This window comes from Naasia lichenicola, assembly GCF_004801885.1.
Classification (GTDB): domain Bacteria; phylum Actinomycetota; class Actinomycetes; order Actinomycetales; family Microbacteriaceae; genus Naasia; species Naasia lichenicola.
In genome coordinates this window covers 110,098-133,617 of sequence record NZ_SSSM01000003.1, presented here as the reverse complement: position 1 = coordinate 133,617, position 23,520 = coordinate 110,098, and the positions used below count along the sequence as shown (strand labels likewise).

Annotated in this window: 18 protein-coding genes and 1 pseudogene; 11 read left to right on the top strand and 8 right to left on the bottom strand. The window is 68.8% G+C overall.

The window, feature by feature from the left end; all coding sequences use genetic code 11:
• The first annotated feature begins 23 nt into the window (after positions 1 to 23).
• From E6C64_RS05805 to E6C64_RS05775, 7 genes are all read left to right on the top strand, one after another.
• Positions 24 to 1,799 (top strand): CocE/NonD family hydrolase, encoded by a 1,776-nt coding sequence (locus E6C64_RS05805; RefSeq protein WP_199240970.1) that lies wholly within the window; start codon positions 24 to 26, stop codon positions 1,797 to 1,799.
• Between the two features lie 63 nt (positions 1,800 to 1,862).
• Positions 1,863 to 3,425 (top strand): ABC transporter substrate-binding protein, encoded by a 1,563-nt coding sequence (locus E6C64_RS05800; RefSeq protein WP_136426704.1) that lies wholly within the window; start codon positions 1,863 to 1,865, stop codon positions 3,423 to 3,425.
• A 78-nt stretch (positions 3,426 to 3,503) separates the two neighbouring features.
• Positions 3,504 to 4,445: an ABC transporter permease gene (locus tag E6C64_RS05795; RefSeq protein WP_136426703.1), complete on the top strand. Its 942-nt coding sequence runs from the start codon at positions 3,504 to 3,506 to the stop codon at positions 4,443 to 4,445.
• Positions 4,442 to 6,154 carry a dipeptide/oligopeptide/nickel ABC transporter permease/ATP-binding protein gene (locus tag E6C64_RS05790; RefSeq protein ID WP_136426702.1) on the top strand — a complete coding sequence of 571 codons (1,713 nt, stop codon included), beginning with the start codon at positions 4,442 to 4,444 and terminating at the stop codon, positions 6,152 to 6,154. Before E6C64_RS05795 ends, E6C64_RS05790 begins: the two co-directional genes overlap by 4 nt.
• Complete coding sequence (locus E6C64_RS05785) at positions 6,151 to 6,990, top strand: ATP-binding cassette domain-containing protein (RefSeq protein WP_136426701.1); 840 nt, start codon at positions 6,151 to 6,153, stop codon at positions 6,988 to 6,990. Before E6C64_RS05790 ends, E6C64_RS05785 begins: the two co-directional genes overlap by 4 nt.
• Positions 6,991 to 7,031: 41 nt before the next feature.
• Complete coding sequence (locus E6C64_RS05780; protein ID WP_136426700.1) at positions 7,032 to 7,949, top strand: LysR family transcriptional regulator; 918 nt, start codon at positions 7,032 to 7,034, stop codon at positions 7,947 to 7,949.
• Between the two features lie 124 nt (positions 7,950 to 8,073).
• Positions 8,074 to 9,954: a CASTOR/POLLUX-related putative ion channel gene (locus tag E6C64_RS05775; protein WP_136427165.1), complete on the top strand. Its 1,881-nt coding sequence runs from the start codon at positions 8,074 to 8,076 to the stop codon at positions 9,952 to 9,954.
• Between the two features lie 36 nt (positions 9,955 to 9,990).
• Here E6C64_RS05775 and E6C64_RS05770 read toward each other — a convergent pair whose 3' ends face one another.
• From E6C64_RS05770 to E6C64_RS05745, 6 genes are all read right to left on the bottom strand, one after another.
• On the bottom strand, positions 9,991 to 10,221 hold the full coding sequence (locus E6C64_RS05770) for a hypothetical protein (protein ID WP_136426699.1): 231 nt from the start codon (positions 10,219 to 10,221) through the stop codon (positions 9,991 to 9,993).
• Between the two features lie 267 nt (positions 10,222 to 10,488).
• Positions 10,489 to 12,135, bottom strand: coding sequence for a beta-N-acetylhexosaminidase (locus E6C64_RS05765; protein ID WP_158437757.1), 1,647 nt, complete (start codon positions 12,133 to 12,135; stop codon positions 10,489 to 10,491).
• Between the two features lie 82 nt (positions 12,136 to 12,217).
• A complete protein-coding gene (gene nagA, locus E6C64_RS05760; RefSeq protein ID WP_136427164.1) occupies positions 12,218 to 13,330 on the bottom strand; it encodes an N-acetylglucosamine-6-phosphate deacetylase in 1,113 nt (370 codons plus the stop codon).
• Positions 13,331 to 13,475: 145 nt separating this feature from the next.
• Positions 13,476 to 13,895: a hypothetical protein gene (locus E6C64_RS05755; protein ID WP_199240968.1), complete on the bottom strand. Its 420-nt coding sequence runs from the start codon at positions 13,893 to 13,895 to the stop codon at positions 13,476 to 13,478.
• A 62-nt stretch (positions 13,896 to 13,957) separates the two neighbouring features.
• Positions 13,958 to 15,382, bottom strand: coding sequence for an MFS transporter (locus E6C64_RS05750; protein ID WP_136426697.1), 1,425 nt, complete (start codon positions 15,380 to 15,382; stop codon positions 13,958 to 13,960).
• Between the two features lie 75 nt (positions 15,383 to 15,457).
• Positions 15,458 to 16,006 carry a TetR/AcrR family transcriptional regulator gene (locus tag E6C64_RS05745; RefSeq protein ID WP_136426696.1) on the bottom strand — a complete coding sequence of 183 codons (549 nt, stop codon included), beginning with the start codon at positions 16,004 to 16,006 and terminating at the stop codon, positions 15,458 to 15,460.
• Positions 16,007 to 16,109: 103 nt separating this feature from the next.
• On the opposite strand from E6C64_RS05745, the gene E6C64_RS05740 reads away from it, so the two are divergent.
• Positions 16,110 to 16,904, top strand: a complete 795-nt coding sequence (locus E6C64_RS05740) for a GntR family transcriptional regulator (protein WP_332908218.1) — start codon at positions 16,110 to 16,112, stop codon at positions 16,902 to 16,904.
• Positions 16,905 to 16,933: 29 nt separating this feature from the next.
• Here E6C64_RS05740 and E6C64_RS05735 read toward each other — a convergent pair.
• Positions 16,934 to 18,104: pseudogene (locus E6C64_RS05735) on the bottom strand (MFS transporter).
• 30 nt (positions 18,105 to 18,134) lie between these two features.
• Positions 18,135 to 19,379, bottom strand: coding sequence for an LVIVD repeat-containing protein (locus E6C64_RS05730; RefSeq protein ID WP_136426694.1), 1,245 nt, complete (start codon positions 19,377 to 19,379; stop codon positions 18,135 to 18,137).
• Positions 19,380 to 19,575: 196 nt separating this feature from the next.
• Here E6C64_RS05730 and E6C64_RS05725 point away from each other — a divergent pair, with 196 nt between their 5' ends.
• The 3 genes from E6C64_RS05725 to E6C64_RS05715 all read left to right on the top strand — a co-directional run bounded on the left by E6C64_RS05725 (position 19,576) and on the right by E6C64_RS05715 (position 23,478).
• Positions 19,576 to 21,090: a sugar ABC transporter ATP-binding protein gene (locus E6C64_RS05725; RefSeq protein ID WP_136426693.1), complete on the top strand. Its 1,515-nt coding sequence runs from the start codon at positions 19,576 to 19,578 to the stop codon at positions 21,088 to 21,090.
• The gene (locus E6C64_RS05720) at positions 21,083 to 22,195 is read left to right on the top strand and encodes an ABC transporter permease (RefSeq protein ID WP_136426692.1); all 1,113 of its coding nucleotides are present in this window, start codon (positions 21,083 to 21,085) and stop codon (positions 22,193 to 22,195) included. Before E6C64_RS05725 ends, E6C64_RS05720 begins: the two co-directional genes overlap by 8 nt.
• Before the next feature lie 113 nt (positions 22,196 to 22,308).
• A complete protein-coding gene (locus tag E6C64_RS05715) occupies positions 22,309 to 23,478 on the top strand; it encodes a substrate-binding domain-containing protein (protein WP_136426691.1) in 1,170 nt (389 codons plus the stop codon).
• The last annotated feature ends 42 nt before the right edge of the window (positions 23,479 to 23,520 follow it).

Genomic DNA, 23,520 nt, shown 5'->3' with positions numbered 1-23,520 from the left:
ATACGAGACACAGGGTGGCGACGTTGCCAGAACGCACGACCGCAGGCGCCGAGCGGCGCGAGGTGTGGTGCACCCTCCGGGACGGCACCCGCCTTCGGACCATCCTGCGTCTGCCCGTCGGCTCGGGCCCATGGCCGGCCCTCCTCCTGCGCCACCCGTACGACGTCACCCGCGATGAGACCGGCGGGCCGGTGTCCGTCGACCGGCTCGTCGGCGCGGGCTACCTGGTCGCGCTGCAGGACGTCCGCGGTCGCTACGCCTCAGAGGGCCTCTTCGATCCGTCGGCCCAGGAGCGGGAGGACGGCGCCGACGCGGTCGCCTGGCTCGCCGCGCTGCCGGAATGCGACGGCCTGGTCGGGATGTGGGGAGCGTCCTACGCGTCCGAGACCCAGTTCAGTGCCGCGCTGGGCGGGAGCCCTGCGCTCCGGTCGATGGTCCCCTCGGTCACCCCGGTCGCGTCCGGACTCGACGGCTTCCGCTTCCGCGGCGGGGTGCGCGAGCTCGGCAGCATGTTCGCCTGGTCGCACTTCGCCATCGCCCCGAACGCCGTCGCGCGCATCGTCGATGCCGACGCGCGCAGCGCAGAACAGGCCAGATGGGCCGAGGTCGACCGCCGCCTGATGAGCGGCGAGCTCTTCCGCCCCGGTGCCCTCGATGCCGACCTGGATGCCGACGCCACCGTCGCGTGGATGCGCGATCGCCTGCGAGAGCCATACGACTCTCCCGCGCACTCGGTCGGCAAGGTCGGAGCGGACGCTCACGGGATCGACGCGCCCGCCTTCCTGGTCGGAGGCTGGTACGACGTCTTCCTCGGCTCGACCCTCGCCATGTACCGCCGGCTTCGCGCCCGCGCCGCCGACTCCGGCACTCCGGGGCCGCACCTGATCGTCGGCCCGTGGTCGCATGACAACATGACCGGCCGCATCGGCGGAGCGGACTTCGGGCCGAGCTCCTCGATCGACGACCTCGGGGGAGACGGCGACCTCACGGCGCAGCACCTCCGGTGGTACGACGCCACGCTGCGCGGTCGGAACACACTCGACGGCGTCGCTCCCGTGCGGATCTTCCTCATGGGTGCCGACCGATGGGTGCAGCTCGCCGAGTTCCCTCCCGCCGGTTCGACCGAGCTCGCCCTGCATCTGGGAGCCGACGAGCAGCTCGATCGCGAGCCCGCCGCTGCAGGCAGCGCGAGCTTCGACAGCGATCCCGCCGACCCCGTGCCGACGCGCGGTGGCGCGACCCTGCTCTTCCCACCGTACGAGCCGGGGCCCCTCGACCAGACAGAGCTCGAGAGCCGACCCGATGTCCTCTCGTGGCGCACCGCTCCGCTCGCCGATGAGCTCGTCGTGATGGGGCAGGTGAGCGCGGTTCTCCACGTCGCGACGACCGGCACGGACGCCAACCTCGTCGTGCGCCTCTGCGACGAGCACCCCGACGGGCGCACCGTCGTCCTCGCTGACGGGATCCAGCGCGGCTCGGCCCGCGGCGTCGACCCGATCACCGGTGCGGGACCCGTGGCGCCGCTCACCCCGGGCCGGACCGAGGAGTTCCGCGTCGATCTGTGGTCGACCGCGCACGCGTTCCGGGCCGGCCACCGCATCCGCGTCGACGTCACCTCGACCTCGTCGCCGCGATGGGAGGTGGGGACCAACCGCTTCCTCGGCTCGAACCCGAGCCAGGGCGACGTCCATGAGCCCGGCGTCGACGCGGCCACCCTGACGATCGCCTTCGGCGGGGAGCATCCCAGCCGACTGCTCCTCTCCATCCCGCCGGCGACCACCGCGCCCCGCACGACCTGACCGCCACACGCACTCATACGCACTCCGCACGCACTCACCACCGCACAGAATGAGGCTCGTCCCATGAAGCATCGCTCCTCCCTCCTCGCCGCGTCGGCGATAGCCGCCGTCGCCGCGATCGCCCTCGCCGGCTGCTCGGGCGCCGGCTCATCGACCGGCGGCGCCGCCGACGACCGGCTCGTGGTCGCGGTCGGCACCCCGCCCGTCAGCCTGGACACCCTCAAGGCGGCCGGAGGCGTACCCGGCACCTGGTTCGAGACACCCGCCTACGCAGCCATCCTCACGCGGGACGCAGACGGTGCGATCCAGCCCGGCCTCGCCGAGAGCTGGCAGTACGACGGCGACGGCAACACCGAGTTCGACTTCACCCTCCGCGACGGACTGAAGTTCGCCGACGGCACGCCGCTCGACGCGACCGCCGCAGCGGCGTCGCTGACCTACTTCGCCGCCACGACCACCGGTCCGAGCAAGGCCTACTTCGCTCCGATGACCTTCACTGCGACGGACGACAAGACCGTGCACATCAGCACATCGGTGCCGAACCCGATCATCCCCGACCTGCTCACCACCGGTCTGCTGGGCGGGATGGCCATCAGCCCGGCAGGCATCGCCGACGAGACCGCTCGCGCCGGCGCGACCTACGGCGCAGGCCAGTACGTCCTAGACACCAAGCAGACGGTGTCCGGCGACCACTACGTGTACGTGCCGAACAAGCAGTACTGGGACCAGGACTCGATCGCCTACTCGGAGATCGAGGTGCGGGTCATCCCCAATGCCCAGCAGCAGGTCCAGGCGCTGAAGACCGGACAGGTCGACGCGATCGTCGGCGATCCCTCCATCGGCGGCACGGTCACCGGTGACGGACTGACCGAGATCCACCAGCCCGGAACGGTCTACAACTTCTACCTGATGGACCGCGACGGCAAGGTCGTTCCCGCGCTCGCCGAGGAGAAGGTGCGCCAGGCGCTCAACTACGCCGTCGACCGCGAGGCGATCGCCACTGCCGCCCTCGGCGACTACGGCAAGGCGACGGATCAGCCGGCCATCGACGCGGGAGACGCATCGGGCTACGACGCTTCCCTCGACGACGTGTACAGCTACGACCCGGCGAAGGCCAAGCAGCTGCTCTCCGAGGCGGGCTACGCCGACGGCTTCACCATCCCCGCCACCTACCTCGGCTTCAGCCCGACCGACACGAAGATCGCGGAGGCCGTCGCGGCCCAGCTGGCCGAGGTCGGGGTCACCATGACCCTCAAGGCCGAGCCGGACTTCGGATCGTGGGTGAACGACCTGGTGTCGAACACCTTCGGCGCGACCCTGCTCACCGGCGACGGCGCGCAGATGTACACCAACGCCCAGTTCGGCTTCACCCAGAACGCGGTCATGAACCAGTACGGAGTGGTCAACGACGATGTGAACGCGGCGTTCGAGAAGTTCGCCTCGGCCGGCCCCGACGACCTCAAGGCGGCGGCTCAGGCCGTGAACGCCGTCATCGTCAAGCAGGCGCTCGCCCTGCCGATCGCGTCCAACGACTCGATCATCATCTTCAACAGCAAGAAGGTGAAGCCGTTCTACCTCGGGGCGACCGGCGAGGTCGCGCCGATCGAGTCGTGGCCCAAGCAGTAGCGCTCGTCCCTCGCGGAGCGGGGCCGGAATCGGTGCACACCGACCATCCGGCCCCGCCCCTCATTCCCGGAAGGTCCCATGCTCCGCCTCATCGCGAGACGCGTCCTGCTCTCCATCCCCCTGCTCGTGGCGGTGACCGCGATCACCTTCTTCCTGCAGAGCCTGATCCCGGGCGACCCCGCGAGATCCCTGCTCGGCGGGTCGGCGACGCAGGAGCAGCTGGACGCCCTCCGCCAGACCCTGCACCTCGACCAGCCGGTGCTCATCCAATACCGGGACTACCTCGCCGGTGTGCTGCACGGCGATCTCGGCCGGTCGATCTTCACCGGAGAGGATGTCGGCCAGACCCTGGCGAACCGCCTGCCCGTCTCGCTCTCGCTGATCATCGGCGGCACGGTCGTCGCCCTGCTGATCGGCATCCTGCTCGGCGTGCTCAGCGCGACCCGGGGTCGCGCCGTCGCCCGGTTCGTCGACGTCTTCTCCCTGGTGGGGGGCGCCCTGCCCAACTTCTGGGTCGGACTGATCCTGGCGTCGTTCTTCGCCGTCACCCTGCTGCTGCTCCCGGCGACCGGCTATGTGCCGTTCGAGTTCTCGCCGTCACTGTGGGCGAGCAGCCTCATCCTCCCCGTGGCCGCTCTCTCGCTGAGCGGCATCGCGACGATCGCCAAGGTCGTCCGCGACGGCATCTCGACGGCCATGACCCAGGACTTCATCCGCACGCTGCGCGCGGCCGGAGTCCCGCGCCGGGTGCTGATCTGGCGGCACGCGCTCCGCAACTCCGCCGTGTCTCTCGTCACGGTGGTCGGCGTCATCTTCGTCGCCTCGCTCTCGGGCACGATCCTCGTCGAGAACGTGTTCGTCCTCCCCGGACTCGGCTCGCTCGCCGTCACCGCCACCTCTCGGCAGGACATCCCCGTCATCCAGGGGGTCGCCCTGGCATTCACCATCGTGACGATCGTCGTCAACCTGCTGGTCGACGTCAGCTACGGCCTGCTCAACCCGAAGGTGCGAACCCGATGACCGTCACCCAGATCGTCGACACCCGCGTCCGCGGCGGACGCCTCGGCACCAACGCGCTGGCCATCGTGGCCCTCGCCTTCGTCGTGCTCGTGGCGATCGCGGTGGCGCTCGCGCCCGTGATCTCGCCGTATGGCTACAACGACCAGGACCTCGCCCGCTTCCTCGAATGGCCGAGCGCCGACCATCTCCTCGGCACAGACAGCCTCGGACGGGACATCCTCACCCGGCTGCTCTGGGGCGGGCAGCCGACGCTGCTCGGAGTCCTCGTGGCCGTGCTCACCTTCGTGGTCGTCGGCGTGCTGCTCGGCATCGTCGCCGGAACCCTCGGCGGCTGGGTCGACGCGCTGATCAGCGGCATCGCGGACATCCTGATGTCGCTGCCGGGCGTGGTGCTCATCTTCGCCGTGCTCGCCATCTTCGATCAGGACCTGACGCCGGCCATGATCACCCTCGGCTTCCTCGGGTCGGGCAGCCTCGTGCGCGTCGTCCGCGCCACGGTCCTCGGCGTCCGCGGCGAGCTGTTCGTCTCTGCCGCGATCGTCTCCGGCCTCGGATCGGTCCGCCTCATGGCGCGCCACATCCTGCCCGCTGTCGTGGGACCGGTCGTCATCCAGGCCTCGCTCTTCGCCGGTGCCGCGCTCGCCGTCCAGTCCGGCCTCGGCTTCCTCGGGCTCGGAGTGCACCCGCCCCTGCCCACCTGGGGGAGCATGGTCGGCGAGGCGGCTGCGAACCTCGCGAAGGCGCCGTGGCTGCTGGTGGTGTCCGGCGGCATCATCACCCTCGTCTCTCTGGCACTCGCCTTGATCGGCGACGGGCTGCGCGACGTCGATGCCGCCCGCCGTCGCAGCGACAGGGGCAGGGCACCGATCGCCGCGCGAACGTCTCGTGCCGATGGCGGAACGCCCCCCGAGCCGTCGGATGCCGTGCTCCGCGTGCAGGACCTCGAGATCTCGTTCGGCGACAGCCCACCCGTCGCGGTCGTGCGCGGCGTCAGCTTCGAGGTCCAGCCCGGTGAGATCCTCGGCCTCGTGGGGGAGTCCGGCAGCGGCAAGACGGTGACCACTCTCGCCACCCTGGGCCTGCTGCCCGGCAACGCGGCGATCACCGCGGGCAGGATCCTGATCGGACAGGACGACGTCACCGAGCTCGACGACCGCGGCTTCGCCGGGATCCGCGGACGCAGGACCGGACTCATCTCCCAGGAGCCGATGGTGGCCCTCGACCCCCTGTTCACCGTGGGCTCTCAGCTGCTCGAGGTGCTGAAGTACGCCTCGGACGTGCCGGCCTCCCAGCGCCGCGCCCGGGCCATGCAGCTGCTGTCCCTCGTGCATCTCCCCGATCCGGAGGCCGTCATGCGCCGGTTCCCGCACGAGCTGTCCGGCGGCATGGCGCAGCGGGTGGTCATCGCGACCGCGCTGGCGGGAGACCCCGAGCTGCTGATCGCCGACGAGCCGACCACCGCACTCGATGTCACGGTGCAGGCGGGCATCCTCGACCTGCTGCGCGAACTGCGCCGCGAGCGCGGACTCGCGGTGCTGTTCGTCACGCACGACCTTGCGGTCGTCGCGGACATCTGCGATCGGGTGATCGTCATGGAGAAGGGCGTCATCGTGGAGAGCGGCCTGGTGGATGATCTGTTCGCCGATCCGAGGGAGCCGTACACGCGGGAGCTCATCGCCAGCACGCCCCGTCTGGTGGACGGACGATGAGCGAGGTCCTGCGGGTCGTGGACCTGCACGTCTCCTACCGCACCCGGGGCATCGGCTCGCGCCCGCGCTCGGTGATCCACGGCGTCGACCTCGCCGTGCAGGCGGGGGAGACCCTCGCCCTGGTCGGCGAGTCGGGGTCCGGCAAGTCGACGATCGGCAACGCCATCCTCGGCCTGGTGCCGATCGAGAGCGGCTCGGTGCTGATCGACGGGACCGACGTCGCCGGATTGTCTCGCCGGGGGCGCCGGGAGATGTCCCGCACGGTGCAGGCCATCTTCCAGAACCCCTACGGCTCCCTGAACCCATGGATCACCGTCGGCCAGACACTCGCCGAGCCGTTGAAGGTCGCGGGCCGGTCTCGAGCGGAGATCGCGGATCGGCTCCGCTGGCTGCTCGAGCGCGTGCGCCTGCCGCAGGACGCCCTCGACCGGTACCCGAGCGAGTTCAGCGGCGGCCAGCGGCAGCGGATCGCCATCGCCCGTGCCATCGCGCTCGAGCCGCGGCTCGTGGTCTGCGACGAGCCCACCAGCGCGCTGGACGTCCTGACCCAGGCCGCCGTCCTCCGGCTGCTCCGCGAGCTGCAGGACGACCTCGGCATCGCCTACCTCTTCATCACCCACGATCTGGCGATCGTCCGAGAGTTCGCGGCGCGCGTGGGCGTGCTGCGCTCGGGGGAGATCGTGGAGTCGGGCGACGCGGAGGAGGTCTGCGACGCACCACGCCATCCGTACACGCGGCAGCTCGTCGCGGCGGCGCCGGTGCCCGATCCCGTGCTGCAGCGGGTGCGTCGCGCGGCTCGGCTGGCGGGCGGGGGAGAGGTCGACGCCGACTCGTAGACTGCCCGGATGAGCTCGAGCGATGGCGGACGGGAGTCGCGGTGACGCGCATCTCCCTGCGGCAGCTCGAGTACTTCCGCGCCATCGCCGTCACCGGCAGCCTGTCGGCTGCCGCCGAGAATCGGCACGTGTCGCGATCAACGATGGCGTCGGCCCTCGACGAGCTCGAGCGGGCGCTCGGCTCCCAGCTCTGCGTGCGCTACAAGTCGCACGGCATCGAGCTGACGGAGGCCGGGCGCGCCGTTCTCGACACCGCGGTGACGATCCTCGGCGAGGTCGACGACCTCGAGAACATCGGCAGCGATCGCCGGCTGACGGGCGAGCTCGTCATCGGCTGCTTCTCCTCGCTGGCGCCGACGGTGCTGCCCCGGCTGCTCGCGCGGTACGCCGCTGAGCACCCCGAGGTGCGCACCAGCATCGTGGTCGAGACCGCCGACGTGCTCGACGAGCGGCTGCGGGCCGGACATCTCGACCTGATCATCTCCTACAACCCGCACCTGGATCCCACGCTCGCCTTCGAGCAGCTGTTCGACACCCGGATGCACCTCATCCTCCCGGCCGACCATCGGCTGGCGGGCAACGCATCCGTCTCCGTCCGCGAGCTCGTCGACGAGCCGCTCGTGCTGATGATGACGCCCCCGAGCACCAACGAGGTGCTCGGCTACTTCGCCCGCCTGGACCTGCGGCCCAACGTGCGCTTCCAGATCACCCACTTCGAGCTGGCCCGATCCCTTGTGGCCTCCGGGCTCGGCTACTCGCTCTTCATCCAGCGTCCCAAGAACAACAACACCTACGACGGGCTGCCGATCGTGACGCTGCCGATGGATCCGCCCCCGCCGGTGCAGCGGGTGGCGATCGCCTGGCCGAAGGCCCGTCGGCTCAACGCCAAGTCGCGGGAGTTCGTGCGCATCGCCCTCGCCGAGGCCGAGCACATCTCGCCCGAGTCGCTGTACGACTGAGCCCCCGAGACTCAGCCGCTGAGTGGCGCCTGTCTGGCCGCGCCTCGACGCCGAGGCGGACACGCTGATCGGCGGATCGAATTGACCGGGCTCGCGCCCCCGTGTCCACCATCATGAGGACGTGATGAAGACGTCTGCGCGCGAGCGCTTCCGGTACTGGTTCGATGGCGTGATGGCCCGGGGCACCGGGGCTCTGATGGTGCTCCTGGCGATCGTGACCGTCCTCTTCATCGCCATCGTGGCGCTCGCGGTGCAGGTCTTCGGCCTCTTCCCCGCAGGCGCGACGGGACCGGACGCCCCCGACTTCTGGGAGACGCTCTGGGGCAACCTGATGCGCACTCTCGACAGCGGCACCATGGGCGGCGACGAGGGCTGGGGCTTCCGCGTCGCGATGCTCGTCGTCACCGTCGGAGGCGTCATCATCGTAGCCAGCCTGATCGGCATCATCTCCGGCGCGTTCGACGCCCGCGTGGAGTCCCTGCGCAAGGGCCGCTCCAAGGTGCTCGAGTCGGACCACACGCTGATCCTCGGCTGGAACTCGAAGGTGTTCCCGATCATTCGCGAGCTCTGCATCGCCAACGAGTCCCGCCGATCCGCCACCATCGTCATCCTCGCCGATCGCGACAAGGTCGAGATGGAGGACGACATCCGCACCCAGGTCGGCAAGACCGGCCGCACGAAGATCGTCTGCCGCAGCGGAGAGCCGATGAACCTGGCCGACCTCGAGATCGCCAGCCCGCACACCGCGCGCAGCATCGTGCTCCTCGCCCCGGAGGACAGCACCGACAGCGACTCCGCCGTGATCAAGACGGCTCTCGCCATCACCAACAACCCGAACCGCCGCACCGGCAAGTACCACGTGGTGGCGGAGATCCAGGACCGGGGCAACCTCGAGGCCGCCCGGCTCGTGGGCCGCGACGAGGTGCACTGGGTCGTCGCCAGCGATCTGATCAGCCGCATCACGGTGCAGAGCTGTCGGCAGAGCGGCCTCAGCGTGGTCTACACCGAGCTGCTCGACTTCGACGGCGACGAGATCTACTTCAGCTCGGAGCCGAGCCTGGTCGGCCGCACCTACCTCGACGCGCAGCTGGCCTACGCGGACTGCACCGTGATCGGCATCGTGTCCAGCGGCACGGTCCTGCTCAACCCGTCCGCCGACCTCGTCTACGCCGCCGGCGACCAGCTCATCCTGATCGCCGAGGACGACAGCGAGATCCGGCTCGGCGGCGCTGCGACGACAGACCTGTCCGCGATCAGCGTGGCCAAGCCGATCGAGCAGGCACCCGAACGGACCCTGGTGCTCGGCTACAACGCCGGCCTGCACACCATCCTCAGCGAGCTGGACGAGTACGTGACCGCCGGCTCCACCGTGATGATCGTGGCGGACATGGAGACACCGCTGCTCGACTCCTTCCCGGCCCTCGAGGTCGAGTTCCGGCGTGGCGACACCACCAGCCGCGCCGTGCTCGAGTCGCTCGACGTCGCGTCGTACGACCACGTGATCGTCCTCGCCTACAAGGAGACGCTCGACCCGCACCGCGCCGACGCCAAGACCCTCATCACCCTGCTGCACCTGCGCGACATGGCCGACCGGGCCGGGGTGGACTTCGCGGTGGTGAGCGAGATGCTCGACGACAGCAACCGGGAGCTGGCGGAGGTCACCAAGGCCGACGACTTCATCGTCAGCGACAAGCTGATCAGCCTGATGCTGTCGCAGACCTCCGAGAACCAGAAGCTCACCGAGGTGTTCAGCACGCTCTTCTCGAGCCAGGGCAGCGAGATCTACCTCCGCCCGGCCGACCGCTACATCCGCGACGGGGCGGACGTGTCGTTCTACACCGTCGTCGAGGCCGCGCGTCAGCGTGGGGAGACCGCCATCGGATACCGCCTCGCCGCGCACGCGCGCAGCAGCGAGCACTCCTACGGAGTCACGGTGAACCCGACGAAGTCCGACATGGTCCGCTTCGGCGTGGACGACCGCATCATCGTGCTCGCCGACGCCTGAGCGGAGGTAGGCGCCTCGGCTCCGCGTCAGTGGCTGCTAGCGCGGCTGCGGGACAAGCGAGTGCTGGATCGCCTGCAGCTCCGAGGCGAAGACCTCGGGTGGGATCGCGCTGGCCTCGAACCTCGCGACGGCGCCCGACAGCCGGGCGTGCGCCTGGGCGGCGCGCGTCGCCTGGGTCACGGCGAGCACGGCGATCGCGACCGCCAGGCGCTGGCGGAGGTCGGCGAGATCCTTGGTCCAGATGTCGAGCTGCATGAGCTGGTCCATTCGGGGTGACGAGACCCACGACCCGAGTCGGCGAAGCCGAGACAGCGGTCGGTGATCTGGTGGGCGGTTGGCCGGCGACCTCCCCTCCCGACAGCGCTGCTTCATTGCGCGCGCAGGTGGAGGGAATCTCCCGGTTCGCCCAGTGTGAGCGGCATAGGGAGGTCCTTGCTCTGATCGGAACGCTCAAGATCGCCCGAATTTATCGCTGAGGAAATCCGGGCTATTTCCGCCGTCCGCCGGTCGGCCGGGCCGACCGCCCGAGGACCATCAGCGCCAGTCGACGAGGGACGAGCGGAAATAGTTCCAGCCGGCGCGGCGCCAGATCGGCGCGTGGGCGGCGAGACGCTGGACGTACTCCGGCCACGATGATCGCGGGCTCGACCAGGCGCGCTCCGCGAAGCCGGGGATCCTCGGAAGAAGCAGGAACTGCAGGTCGGCGAGGTCCTGAACCGTCTCGCACCAGATGGCGGCCTCGACCCCCGCGAGCTGCTCGGCGAGATCGAGGCCGGGGACGATCGTGGCGGGATCCCAGTCGAACGAGCGCTCGACGGATACAGGTTGGTATTGGCGCAGCCCCAGTCGGCTGCGCGCGGACTCCTGCCCGTGCTCGGCCGACGGTTCGGCGTAGGGGGTGTCGAAGTAGGCGATGCTCGAGGGGGAGAGGATGATCTGCGCCCCCTGTGCGCGGGCGAGTCCGAGGTCGCCGCCCGCCTGTGCGAACGTCTCCTCCATCGTCGCGCGGATGTCGTCCGAGATCGACGACGGGGAGGTGTCCGAGGCCGCATCCGCGTCTCCATCTGGCGTCGGGCTCGTCTCAGGCTCGTGGGGCTCGATCCAGTACTGGATCAGGTCGCCGGGCTCGAGGTCGCTGCGGGCGATCTCCTGCCACCCCGCCACCCGCTTGCCGAGTCCACGCACGATGGTCGTGGCTCGCTCGACGAACTCCCGATACAGCTCCGGCGGCATGCCGTACGGCTCGTCGCCGCCGATGTGCAGATAGGGCGTCGGGGTGAGCGCAGCGATCTCGCCGAGGACGTCGGCGAGGAACTCGAAGGTGCGCGGGCCACGCGGATCGAGGTAGTCCGAGACGATGTCGGGCCGACTGCTGCGCAGCTCGGGCTCAGTGGTGTTCAGGTCGGGGTACGCCGCGAAGATCGCCGAGGTGTGACCGGGGACATCGATCTCCGGGACGATCGTCACGAAGCGCGCTCGGGCGTAGGCCACGAGGTCGACGTACTCCCGCTGAGTGAAGAAGCCGCCGGGGCGATCACCCACGGCTCCGGCACCGCCGACGGTCGCGAGCTTGGGCCAGCTCGCGATCTCGATGCGCCAGCCCTGATTGTCGGTGAGGTGCAGATGGAGCACGTTCAGCTTGTACAGCGCGAGCACATCGATGACGCTGCGCACCTCGGCCGGGCCGAAGAACGTCCGGACGACGTCGAACGACAGGCCGCGCCACGCGATCCTCGGTCCGTCGACGATGCGGCGAGGTGCCAGCGCGGCCTCGCCCGCATCGTCGAGCTGCTCTTCGATCAGCTGGCGCAGCGTCGTCAGCGCTCGGAATATCCCCTCCGGCGATCGCGCGGTGACAGCGATCACGGTGGAGTCAATGACAATCGAGTGCCGCTCGTCGGACCCGCTGTCGCCGAGCGGGCTGACCCCGAACGGCCGCGGGACCTGCCCCAAACCATCGGCGTCGCCGGCATCGCTCGTGAGAGCGAGCTCGATGCGCGGCGCATCGAACTCCGAGGCCCTATCCATGGAGATCCCGGCGAGCGCGTGCAGTTCGCGGAGAAACGCGCGGGCGACCGGCTCGATGGCGGCGTCGGTCCACGTCAGGGCGACTCGGGCGGAGAACGGGAACGGCGTGCCCGCACGCAGTTCGTCGATCGCGGGCGCGGGGATCATCGGCATGTCAGCTCCTTGGGAACGCTGTCCATACCAACGTAAGCCGAGCGCGCCGGCCGATCCTCCGGCTTTCCTCGGTGCGCACGGTTCAGATCTGGCGGCCGGCGATCCAGACCTGCCGCACTCGCCACTGGCCGTCGAGCACCACGAGATCCGCGATGCAGCCGGCATCCAGTGAGCCGTGTCGACCGGAGAGCCCGAGCACCCGGGCGGGCGTGGCGGTCAGGGCTGCGACTGCAGATGTCGGTGGAATCCCGGCGTCGAGCGCGAAGCGCAGGGCGGCGTCCTGGGTGAGGGTCGATCCCGCGAGGGTGTCCGTGCCGGTGAGCACCGCGCGTCCGGCCCGAACGGTGACGCTGCGGGATCCGAGCCGGTAGACGCCGTCGCCCGCCCCGGCGGCGGCCATGGCGTCGGTGACGAGCGCGATCCGATCCGGCGCCGCGGCGAAGGCGAGTCGCACGATGGCGGGATGGAGGTGCCGGCCATCGACGATGAGCTCGAGCGTCACGCGCGGATCGTCGATGGCGGCTCCGACCGGTCCGGGCGCGCGAGCGTCGAGGCCGGGCATGGCATTGAACGCGTGCGTGAGCACGGTCGCCCCGCGTTCGAACGCCGCACCCGCGGTCGCGTAGTCGGCGGCCGTGTGGCCGATCGCGACCGTCACGCCGTTGCCCGCGAGCCGTTCGACGAGGTGGAGCGCGCCCGGGAGCTCGGGAGCGAGCGTGATCTGGCGGAGCGTGCCGCGGGCAGCGCTCAGCAGGGCATCGATCGCGCGCGGGGACGGCTCGATGAGCCGTTCGTGAGCGTGCGCGCCTGACCGTGCGGGTGCGAGGAACGGACCCTCGAGGTGCGATCCGAGCACGGTCGGGTCACGATCGGTCAGCTCCGCCACCTCGGACAGGCGTGCGGCGAGCTCCTCGATCGAAGCCGAGACCAGGGAGATGAGCGAGCGCGTCGTGCCGGCGGCGCGATGCGACGCGAGTGCGGCCGACATCGCATCCATGCCGTCGTCGAAGCTCTGCCCACCGCCGCCATGAACGTGCAGGTCGATGAAGCCGGGCGTGAGTCGCAGGCCGTCGAGATCGTGCTCGATCGCGCCCTCACCGAGTGAGGAAGGAACCGCTCCCGCGCCGCGCGCTCGGATCACCGAGTCCTCGACGAGCAGCCAGCCGTCGGGCGTCTCGGAGTCGACGTCGATCATGTGTGCGCGCACGAACAGGTGACGCACCGGTCAGCGCCCCGAGTCACGCAGGTGGGAGTCGCTCACGGGACGACCCTACCGAGGCGGTGACGCGGTGGACGGCCCGCTCGGACCGGAGTCCGAACGAGCAGTCGTGACGAGCGGATCAGCGGCGGCGGGTGGCGATCTTGACGATCAGGGCGGCCGAGGCGGCGACGATCAGCGCCACGAAGACCGGGTCGATGTCCTTCGAGAGGCTCTGAGCGCCATCGGGCCGTGCCACCCAGATGATGAGCGGCGTCGCGTAGAGCGCTGCGAGCAGCCCCGCGTACCAGCGGAGCGCTCGCACCCGGGCATCTGCGACGGATGCGATCAGCACGATCAGCACGGGGACGATCGCCAGCATCGCGAACTGCCCGAGTACAAGCAGCGGAACCGACCAGGCGGCGATCTGAACATGGAGGGGAGTGCGGCGGCGGGGCCGTGGATCGCTTCCTGGGCCTGCCGAGACGGAGCCCTGCTGGTCGGTGGACGTGCTGGCGGGGGAGCTGGCGAGAGAGGTGCGGGCGGGGGAGTTCGACGACATGATGACTGCTTTCGATTCGATGCGACTGGTCGGTTGCTGCTGAGGGAGCGCTGGGTGGCGGCTCATGGTCGGCGGGCGACGATGGATGTCACTCCCGCTGCCACCAGGCTCAGCGCGGCTGCGCCGAGGAAGAGCCAAGAGAATCCGCCGGTGAGAGCGTCGGCCGCCGGTGTGCCGCCTCCGGTCAGTGCATCGGTGCGAGCGACGGCGACGGAGGCGAGCACGGCGAGTCCGAGTGCGCCGCCGATCTGCTGACTCGTGTTGACGAGGCCGCCGGCGATTCCTGCGTCCGCGTCGTCGACCCCGTCGACGGCGAACTGGGTGGCGGTGACGAGCGCTCCGCCGATTCCGACGCCGATGAGCAGGCTCGGTCCCAGCAGGTGGGCGACGAAGTCCGCATCACTCGGCGCGGCCGCGAGCCAGACGAGCCCACCGGCGAGGATCACCAGGGACACCACCAGGGTCGGCTTGGCGCCGAAGCGGGCGACGATCGCGGGGATGAGGCCCGCCACCACGACCAGTGCTCCGGCGAGCGGCAGCTGGGACAGCCCGGCCGAGAGGGCGTCGTAGCCGAGCACCGCCTGCAGGTAAACGGACAGGGCGAAGAACATGGCCACCATCGCGGCGCCGATCAGCAGAGCGACGACGTTGCCGACGGTGAGGTTGCGCGAACGGAAGATGTCGAGAGGAAGCAGCGGTGCGGCAGCGCGCCGCTCGATGAGGACGAAGGCCGCGCCGAGGACGAGAGCGCCGGTGAGCAGCGCGAGGGTCAGCGGGTGGACGAACCCGACCTGCTCGATCGCAGACAGGGCACCCACAGTGCTGACGAGGGCCCCGGTGATGGTCGCCGCTCCGGGGAGGTCGAGCTTTCCCGAGACGGCGGCGGCGTCGCGCGTTACGAGGAGCGGAAGAGCGACGAGCACGATGACGCCGACCGGCACATTCACGAAGAACACGGCCTGCCAGCCGAGCGTCGCGGTCAGGACCCCGCCGAGCAGAACGCCCGCGACCGCCCCGATGCCTGCGACGCCGCCCCAGATGCCCAATGCCTTGGTCCGATCTGCCGGTGCGGGGAAAAGCTGGGTGAGCAGTGCCAGGGCGGCGGGCGCCAGAAGTGCTGCCGAAGCGCCCTGCACGGCCCGAGCCGCCAGCAGCATCTCGCCGCTCACGGAGAGCCCGGCGATGGCAGAGGCGGCGACGAAGATGGCCGTGCCGACGAGGACGAGTCGACGGTGGCCGTACCGATCGGCGAGGCGTCCGCCGAGAAGCAGGAGCCCTCCGAATGGCAGGACGTACGCGGTGATGACCCAGGCGAGGGTTGCGGTGCCGAGCCCGAGTTCCTTCCCGATGACGGGCAGGGCGATGTTCACGATCGATGCGTCGAGGATTACGAGGAACTGCGCGAGTGCGAGGAACACGAGTGCGAGCCATCGCCGGGTGCTTCGTGGAGTGGTGACCGGCATGGCTGCCAGGGCGGATGTGGACATGATCTTCCTTTCAATAGAGTGATTGATCACTCACTAGTTTGGACAGAACGACGGCGAGTCCGTCATTCGATTCGGTCAGGGGTGGCGGATGCCCCGGGAGAGGAGCTTTGCCCAGGACTGCGGCATGTCCTCCACCCCGGTGGTGACGATGAGGTGACAGAGCTGGCCGAATGCGATGAAGCGCTGCACGTTCTCATCGCTGGCTCCGGAGCGTGTCTTCGCGAACGTGGTGACCTCGCCGATGCCGTTGCGCAGAGCCTGCTTTACCTCAGGGATGTCGGCGGCCGACTGGGCGTGGACCTGCAGTGCGAGCAGGGAGCGGTCGGCTATGAGCTCGGCATATGCCTCGCCCATCGCGTCGAGCACCGCATCCGCACCCTGGTCGGGCGAAGCGTCGGCGCCAACGGCGAGCGCGTCGAGGATCTGGGCGAAGCACTCCTCGAGGGCGGTAACGAAAAGTCGCTCCTTGCCAGGGAAGAGCTTGAACACGTAGGCGGGGGAGATTCCCGCCTCGCGTGCGACATCCGCAATCGTGGTCCGGTGGTAGCCGCCCTTGGCGAATTCGCGCACGGCGGCTCCCGCGATGAGAGGCCGGCGGAGTTCTGCGGTCGAAAGGGTGGACATAAGAGTGACTGTACACTCACTCTTCTCGCACGGGCAAGAGTGAGCTGTTCGGCTCCGGGGCCGTGGTCGAGGCTCAGGCTCCCCACTCTCGACTCTGGACTTGATGTGTTACCTACAACATGTGACATTCGGCCTGTATTCTTGGGAAATGACATCGCCGACGCCGATCTTCGTCGGCCCGATCGCCGACGACGCGCCGTCGCTCACGGAGCGTGCCATCCAGGCCATCCGGCTATCGATCCGCAACGGCACGATGATCCCCGGAGAGCTCTATACGATCAACCAGCTCGCGAGCGAACTGGGGGTGTCACGCAGTCCCGTGCGGGATGCACTCCTCCGACTCGAGGAGACGGGTGTCGTCAAGTTCGAGCGCTACCGGGGATTCCGGCTGCAGATGCCTGGCCCCCGCGAGCTGGCGGAGCTCTTCGCCGTGCGGGTGGCACTGGAGATCCCCGCGGCGCGCAAGGCGGCGGCTCGGGCTACGGACGAGCAGCTGGCCGCGATCGAAGTGGAGCGCAGCTCGCTGCAGGCGGCGGCCGCGGCAGACGACGAGCCTGATTTCATGTTCCACGACCAGCGCCTGCACGGCCTGGTGCTCGACTTCGCCGGCAACCAGTACGCGCGGGCCATCATCGACAACATCAGGGACGCGACCCGTCTCGTCGGCGCCTCCACGATCGAGAACTACCGGAGCTTGGTCGAGGTGTACGAGGAGCACATGCCGATCATCGATGCCATGACGCGTCGATCTGCCGACGCGGCGGCTGCCGCGATGGCATTCCATCTCCGGCAGACCGGATTGCTGCTCATCCAGAAGTCGATCGGCGGAGAGGGCACCGATGCCGTCGACGCGAGTCAGAGGCTCTGGGATGAACTGGTGGCCGGGCCCGACAGCTGAGTCCGATCCGCTCAGCTGCCAGGTGCCGTTCACAGCTGTGAGAGAGCAGGCGTTCGCCGGCTGGCAGCGAATCGTGCCACGAGCAGCACCGCCAGCGCCAGCAGCGTGATGACGGCGGCATCCCAGAGCGGAGATGTGTAGCCGAGTCCGGCGGTGATCGTCAGGCCGCCCACACGCGCCGAGCGCGTTGCCGAGATTGAACGCGGCGATGTTGCTTCCGGACGCCAGCGTGGGCGCCGCGCTCGCATGGCTGAGGACTCTCAGCTGCAGACCGGGGACGGTAGCGAACCCCACCGCGCCCATCAGCACCAGGCAGACGGTCGCAGCGACCGGATTCGCAGCGGTCAGCGCGAAGACGGCCAGGATCACGCTCAGAGCCGACAGCAGACCGATCAGCGTGGCGTCCAGACGGCGGTCGGCCATCCTGGCGCCGATCAGGTTGCCGACGAACAGGCCTCCTCCGAAGAGGAGGAGGAGCAATGGGACCGCGGACCTCTCGACGCCGCTGACCTCGGTGAGCGTGTACGCGATGTAGGTGAATCCGCCGAACATCCCGCCGAAGCCGAGCGCCGTGACCACCAGGGACAACCACAGCTGGCCGTGGGAGAAGACGCGGAGCTCATCCCTCATCGAGCGGACCGGGGCGCCTTCCGGACCTCCACTCGTGCCAGGCACCAGTACCAGGATTCCCAGCAGCGCCAGGACGCCGATCCCCGAGATCACCACGAACGTCGACCGCCATCCGAACGACTGCCCCAGCCACGTGCCGAGTGGGACGCCGAGCACGTTGGCCAGCGTCAGTCCGCCGAACATGATGGAGATGGCGGATGCGCGCTTGGCCGGCGCGACGATGTCGGCGGCCAGCACGGCGCCGATCCCGAAGAAGGCGCCGTGGCAGAGCGCCGCCACGACCCTTCCGGCGAGCATCGCGCCGTAGGCGGGTGCGAGGCCCGACATCAGATTCCCGATGACGAACAGGCTCATCAGCGCCAGCAGCACCCTCTTCCGGTCGAGCCGTGTCACGGCGATCGTGATGGCCACTCCGCCGATCGCCACGCTGAGGGCATAGCCGGTCACCAGGAATCCGGCCGCCGCCTCGTCGACGACGAAGTCAGCGGCGATCTCCGGCAGCAGGCCGACGATCGAGAACTCGGTCAACCCGATGCCGAAGCCGCCGAGAGCGAGGGCGACGAGAGCCAGACGTGCGTGGTCAGCGGTCTGTCGCACGACCTATTCGCCGTCGAACTGCAGGATGTACAGCCCGGCGTTGTAGTCCGTCATGTACGCGACGCCGTTCGCGTCGACGAACACATCGGCGCTCTGAATCACTCGCGGGCGATTCGGGCGGACGTCGAACATCGTCTCGGGTTGCGGCGGCACCCACGCGCCGCTCTCCCGCGGTGCGAACGGGTCCGAGATGTCGTAGGCGCGCAGACCCGCATTCTGCTGGGTCGCGAAGATGGTCGTGCTGCTGACGAACGATCCCGGCCGGTTCTCGTGCAGATTGTGCGGGCCGAAGTGGCCGCCCTTCGCGACGTAGTCGGCGTCGTCCGGAATCGGCAGGGTGGACAGGGAGATGGGGTTGGCGGGGTCGCGGATGTCGAAGATCCAGGTGCGCTTGATGCCGTCTTCCGCATTGTCGGCGATCCCCTCGTCGGCCACGACGAGCAGATCGCGGTCGGGGAGGGGCAGCGGACTGTGCGTGCCGCCTTCGAATGGCGGCGACCAGTTCTTGTGGACGATCAGCTCCGGTTTCGCGCGATCCGATACGTCGAGGATCGTCAGGCCGCCGTCGCGCCATGCCCCGTATGCGGTGTCGCCGGCGACGAGAGCATGGTGGAGGCCGTAGCGCCACCTCTTCGCATCCCATGTCGGCGTCTCGCCGGCCGCGAGATTCTGGCCGGGGATCCACCACTGGCCCACCATCTGCGGATGCGAGGGGTCCGCCATGTCGATGGTGATGAAGGTGTAGTCGGTGAAGCCCGTCAGGAGCACGGAGGCGTATGCCCAGCGGCCTCCGGTGTACCAGATGCGGTGCAGTCCCACGCCGTCCACCGGCGTGAAGCCGATCTCGCGGGGCTCGTCGGGGCGGCTGATGTCGAAGACCCGGAGTCCGGCTGTGTAGTCGATCGGTCGATTCGCGAAGACCTCTCCGACCGATTTGCCGTAGTAGTTGGCCTCGTCGGCGAAGGCGTCGGTCGCGAAGAGGTTGGCGGCGTTGACCACGAGCAGGAGGTCGTCGGCGGCCTGCAGGTGGAGGTTCCATGTGCCCGGGGGAGCGGCGACGTAGGTCCGGGGCTCCGGAGTTCGGGGGTCGCGAACGTCGATGACGGAGAAGCCGTTCGAGAACATGTGCGCGACGTATGCGTGACCACGGTTGACCATCACCTGAAGCCCGTCACCCCTGCCTCCCTGATCCGAGTATCCGAGGAACGAGAAGTTGGAGGCGTGATCGGGCTGGATAGGCGACTGCATGTGGTGCGCTCCCTTGCGTGTATGCGTTCCGCAGCAGAGCTCTCAGGCCGTGCCGCGGTCAGTTCCGCGCCACTCCGAATCGGTGTAGCGCTCGTAACAGGTAACATATTACTATCGGCCTCGGGCGTCGACAAGGCGCCGGAAGAGAGACAGGTGCGACGATGCACGAACCGCCCTACGCGTCGATGACGGCCTCATGAGCTCGGCGACAGACTTCCCGCTGCTGCGCCTCAGCGGCCTGGACAAGACCTTCTTCGCCACCCGTGCGGCGCACCAGGTCAGCTTCGATGTCCATCAGGGCGAGATTGTCTCCCTCCTCGGCGAGAACGGCGCCGGCAAGTCGACGGTGATCAAGATGCTCGCCGGTGTCTACCGTCCCGACGCGGGTCAGATCCTCCTCAACGGGGCCGAGCTCGGCAACGCCGACTCTCGCAAGGGCATCTCCTTCGTGCACCAGAATCTCGGGCTCGTCGAGTGGATGACCGTCGCGGAGAACATCGCGCAGACGATCGGATATCCCACCCGGCTCGGACTGATCAGCCCCTCCCGCATGCGTGAGCGAGCGCTCGAGGTGCTCGATCTCATCGGAGGAGGGATCGACCCCGATGCCCGTGTCTTCAGCCTTCCCCGTACCGAACGCAGCCTGCTCGCCATCGCGCGAGGCCTGATCAATCGGCCGAAGGTGCTCGTGCTGGACGAGCCGACCGCTTCGCTGCCTGCCGCGGACGTGCAGCGCCTCTTCGATGTGCTCCGGAGACTGCGGGATACGGGTGTCGGGATGATCTACGTCTCGCATCGGCTCGACGAGATCTACGAGATCTCGACCCGCGCGGTCGTCATGCGCAATGGCGAGGTAGTGGCCGACAGGGCCGTCGCGGACCTGTCGCACTTCGAACTGGTAGACCTGATCGTCGGGTCGGCCACCAAGGAGACGGTGTTCGATCCGCCGAGGGACCGGGTCCGCCTCAGCATCGAGGGACTCGTCGTAGCGGGGGTGGGCCCCGTGGACCTCTCCGTCCGCGAGGGTGAAGTGCTCGCCCTATGCGGTCTCCGCGGAGCCGGGCAGGAGCAGATCGGGCGCTCGATCGCCGGCGACCTGATCGCAACCGCGGGGACCTACGAGATCGACGGCGAGGTCGCTCGGATCCGCTCGGTGGCGTCGGCGATCGATCACGGGATCGGCTTCAGCACGTCCAACCGCGAGACGGAAGCGGTAGCGCCCGGCATGTCGGTTCGAGAGAACCTCTTCCTGAACCCCGCCGTGTGGGGTCGACGGCTATGGCAGTTTCGCGGCGCAAAGAGCGAGCGCCTGGAGACGATGCCGCACATCGACTCCTTCGGCGTCCGGCCGCGCGATCCGGAGATCGCCCTCGACACGCTCTCCGGCGGCAACCAGCAGAAGGTCATCCTCGCTCGTTGGTTCGGCGTGGGCCGGAAGGTGATCGTGCTCGAAGAGCCGACGATGGGCGTCGACGTTGGGGCGAAGGCCGACATCTATGCCCTGCTCCGCGACGTGACCCGCGCAGGGACGTCGGTGATCGTCGTGTCCACGGACATGGAGGAGGTCGCGAAGGTGGCGCATCGGGCGATCGTGTTCGGACGCGGCCGGATGGTCGCGGAGATCCACCGAGAAGACCTGTCCATCGGCAGCCTCGTGGCCGCCGCCTCGAATCTCGCATCGACGACCGCATCCGGAGGAAGCAATGAGTGACACATCTCTCAAATCGACGGCGCTGGAACCGCCGGCATCGGCACCCTGGTACCGGAAGTTCCTCACCATCTACGGGATGGTCGCCCTGACCGTCGTGCTGTTCGTCATCTTCGCGATCGCCCGTCCCACGACGTTCCCGACCCTGACGAACTTCCAGGTGCTCGCATCGGGCAACGCGACGCTCTTCATCCTCGCGCTGGCCGCCACGATCCCCATGGTCGCCGGCAAGATCGACCTGTCCTTCGGGTACGGGGTCGGACTGTGGCAGGTGATGGCTCTGCAGTGGCAGCTGCAGGGGCTCGACTATCGGATCGTCATCGTGCTCGTGCTTCTGGGAGGCGCGGTCGTCGGCTTCCTCAACGCGCTGCTCATAGAAGCCGCCCGTGTCGACGCTTTCATCGCTACCCTCGCGACCGGCCAGGTGATCTTCGCCATCACCTACTGGGTGACGGGTGGCCGTCAGATCACGGATGCAGGCGGGCGGCGGGCGGCGGCATTCGACCAGCTCGCCAACTGGTCGCTGGGTCCGGTACCCGGGCCCTTCATCATCGGCCTCCTCATCGCCGTCGCCCTCTGGCTGGTCTTGGACTACCTCCCGGTCGGCCGTTACCTCTATGCCATCGGAGCCAACCCGCGCGCCGCAGAGCTCACCGGGATCAAGAGGCGTCGATTCATCTTCGGAGCGATGATCGCGTCGGGGATGCTGACGGGTCTCGCCGGGATCCTGCTGTCGGCGAGGCAGGGCGGCGTCGCTCAGAGCAACATCGGGCCGGAGTACCTGCTGCCGGCGCTCACCGCCGCATTCCTCGGATCCACTACCATCCGTCCCGGCCGGGTCAACGCTCTGGGCACGATCATCGGCGTCTTCATCGCCACCATCGGCATCTCCGGACTCATGCAGCTGCTGCCCGGGCAGTTCTATCTGGAACCGCTCTTCAACGGCCTCACCCTGGTCGCGGCCATCACCATCGCATCGCTCGCAAGCCGCCGGCGGATCGCGAAGGCGAATGCGCCTGTGACACCGGTCGCGGCGGACCCACCATCTGCACCCCCAGTCGACCAATCGCCGAGCGCGGTCGAGACGCCGGCACGGGCAAGCAGCTGATCGCTCCGGACACCGAGGCCGCTCGATGGCGGCAGCTCCGACCAGGACCACCCCTGCGGTCATCCCATCCGGCGATGACACGCGAACACCCCACCAAGAAAGGAATGCATCGCATGCATCTGAAGAAACGCCTCGGCATTGTCGCCGTCGGCCTCACCATCCTCACCGTGAGCGCATGCTCGTCAGGAACCGTAGGCGAGGCGGAAGGATCGACGGGAGACGCGACGGCCGCATCGACCGACTATTCGTCCATCATCCCCTCGGGCGACATCGTCGCCGCCTCGAAGGAGATCGTCGAGACGAGCCTCACCGCCAGTGAGGGATTCACCCCGCCGTCGACCGGCGCCGAGGCCCAGAAGCCAGGAGCGAAGATCGCGTACGTCGCCGCCGACCTCACAGACGGCGGCCCCAACGGGGTCGGCGTCGGACTGGCCGAGGCGGCCGCGGTGATCGGATGGACCGTCGACGTCTACGACGGCCAGGGCACCGCGCAGGGGCACACGGACGCCATCAACAACGCGATCGCCTCCATCCCCGATGCCATCATCCTCGGCAGCGTCGACGCGATCGAGCAGGCGAGCACCATCAAGGCGGCCACCGCGGCAGGCATCCCCGTATTCGGATGGCACTCGAACGCCGAACCTGGCCCCGGTGAAGGGCTCGAGACGAACATCTCGACGGACCCGCTGCAGGTCGCTCAGCTCGCGGCGGCGTACGCGGTCGCCGATTCGGACGGCACGGCGGGCGCGGTGATCTTCACCGACAGCCAGTACGCGGTGGCAATCGCCAAGTCCGACGCGATGAAGGCGTATCTCGAGGCGTGCACCGGCTGCTCCGTGCTGAGCGTCGAAGACTCGCCCATCTCGGCGACAGCCCAGCGCATGCCTGGTCTCATCTCGAGCCTGCTGCAGGAGAACGGCGACAAGCTGACCTACCTCCTGGGCATCAACGGCAACTACTTCACCGGAGCTGCTCCGGCCCTTCAGTCGGCGGGCAAGGACCCGGCAGGTCCTCCGAACGGGATCGCGGCCGGCAATGGCGATGCGGCGGAACTGCAGCGCATCCGCACCGGGCAGTACCAGAAGGCGACGGTGGCCGAGCCTCTGTACCTGCAGGCGTGGCAGCTGATCGACGCGGTCAACGACAGTCTCGCCGGCACCGAGATCCCCGACTTCGTCGCGGCTCCTGGACTGATCGATGCATCTAACGTCCCTCAGACCGGAGACGTCTTCGATCCGGAAAGCGGATACCGGGACGTCTACCGAGAGATCTGGGGCAAATAGCCCCATCCCCTAGGTCCACAGATGTGGCGACGCCACATCTGT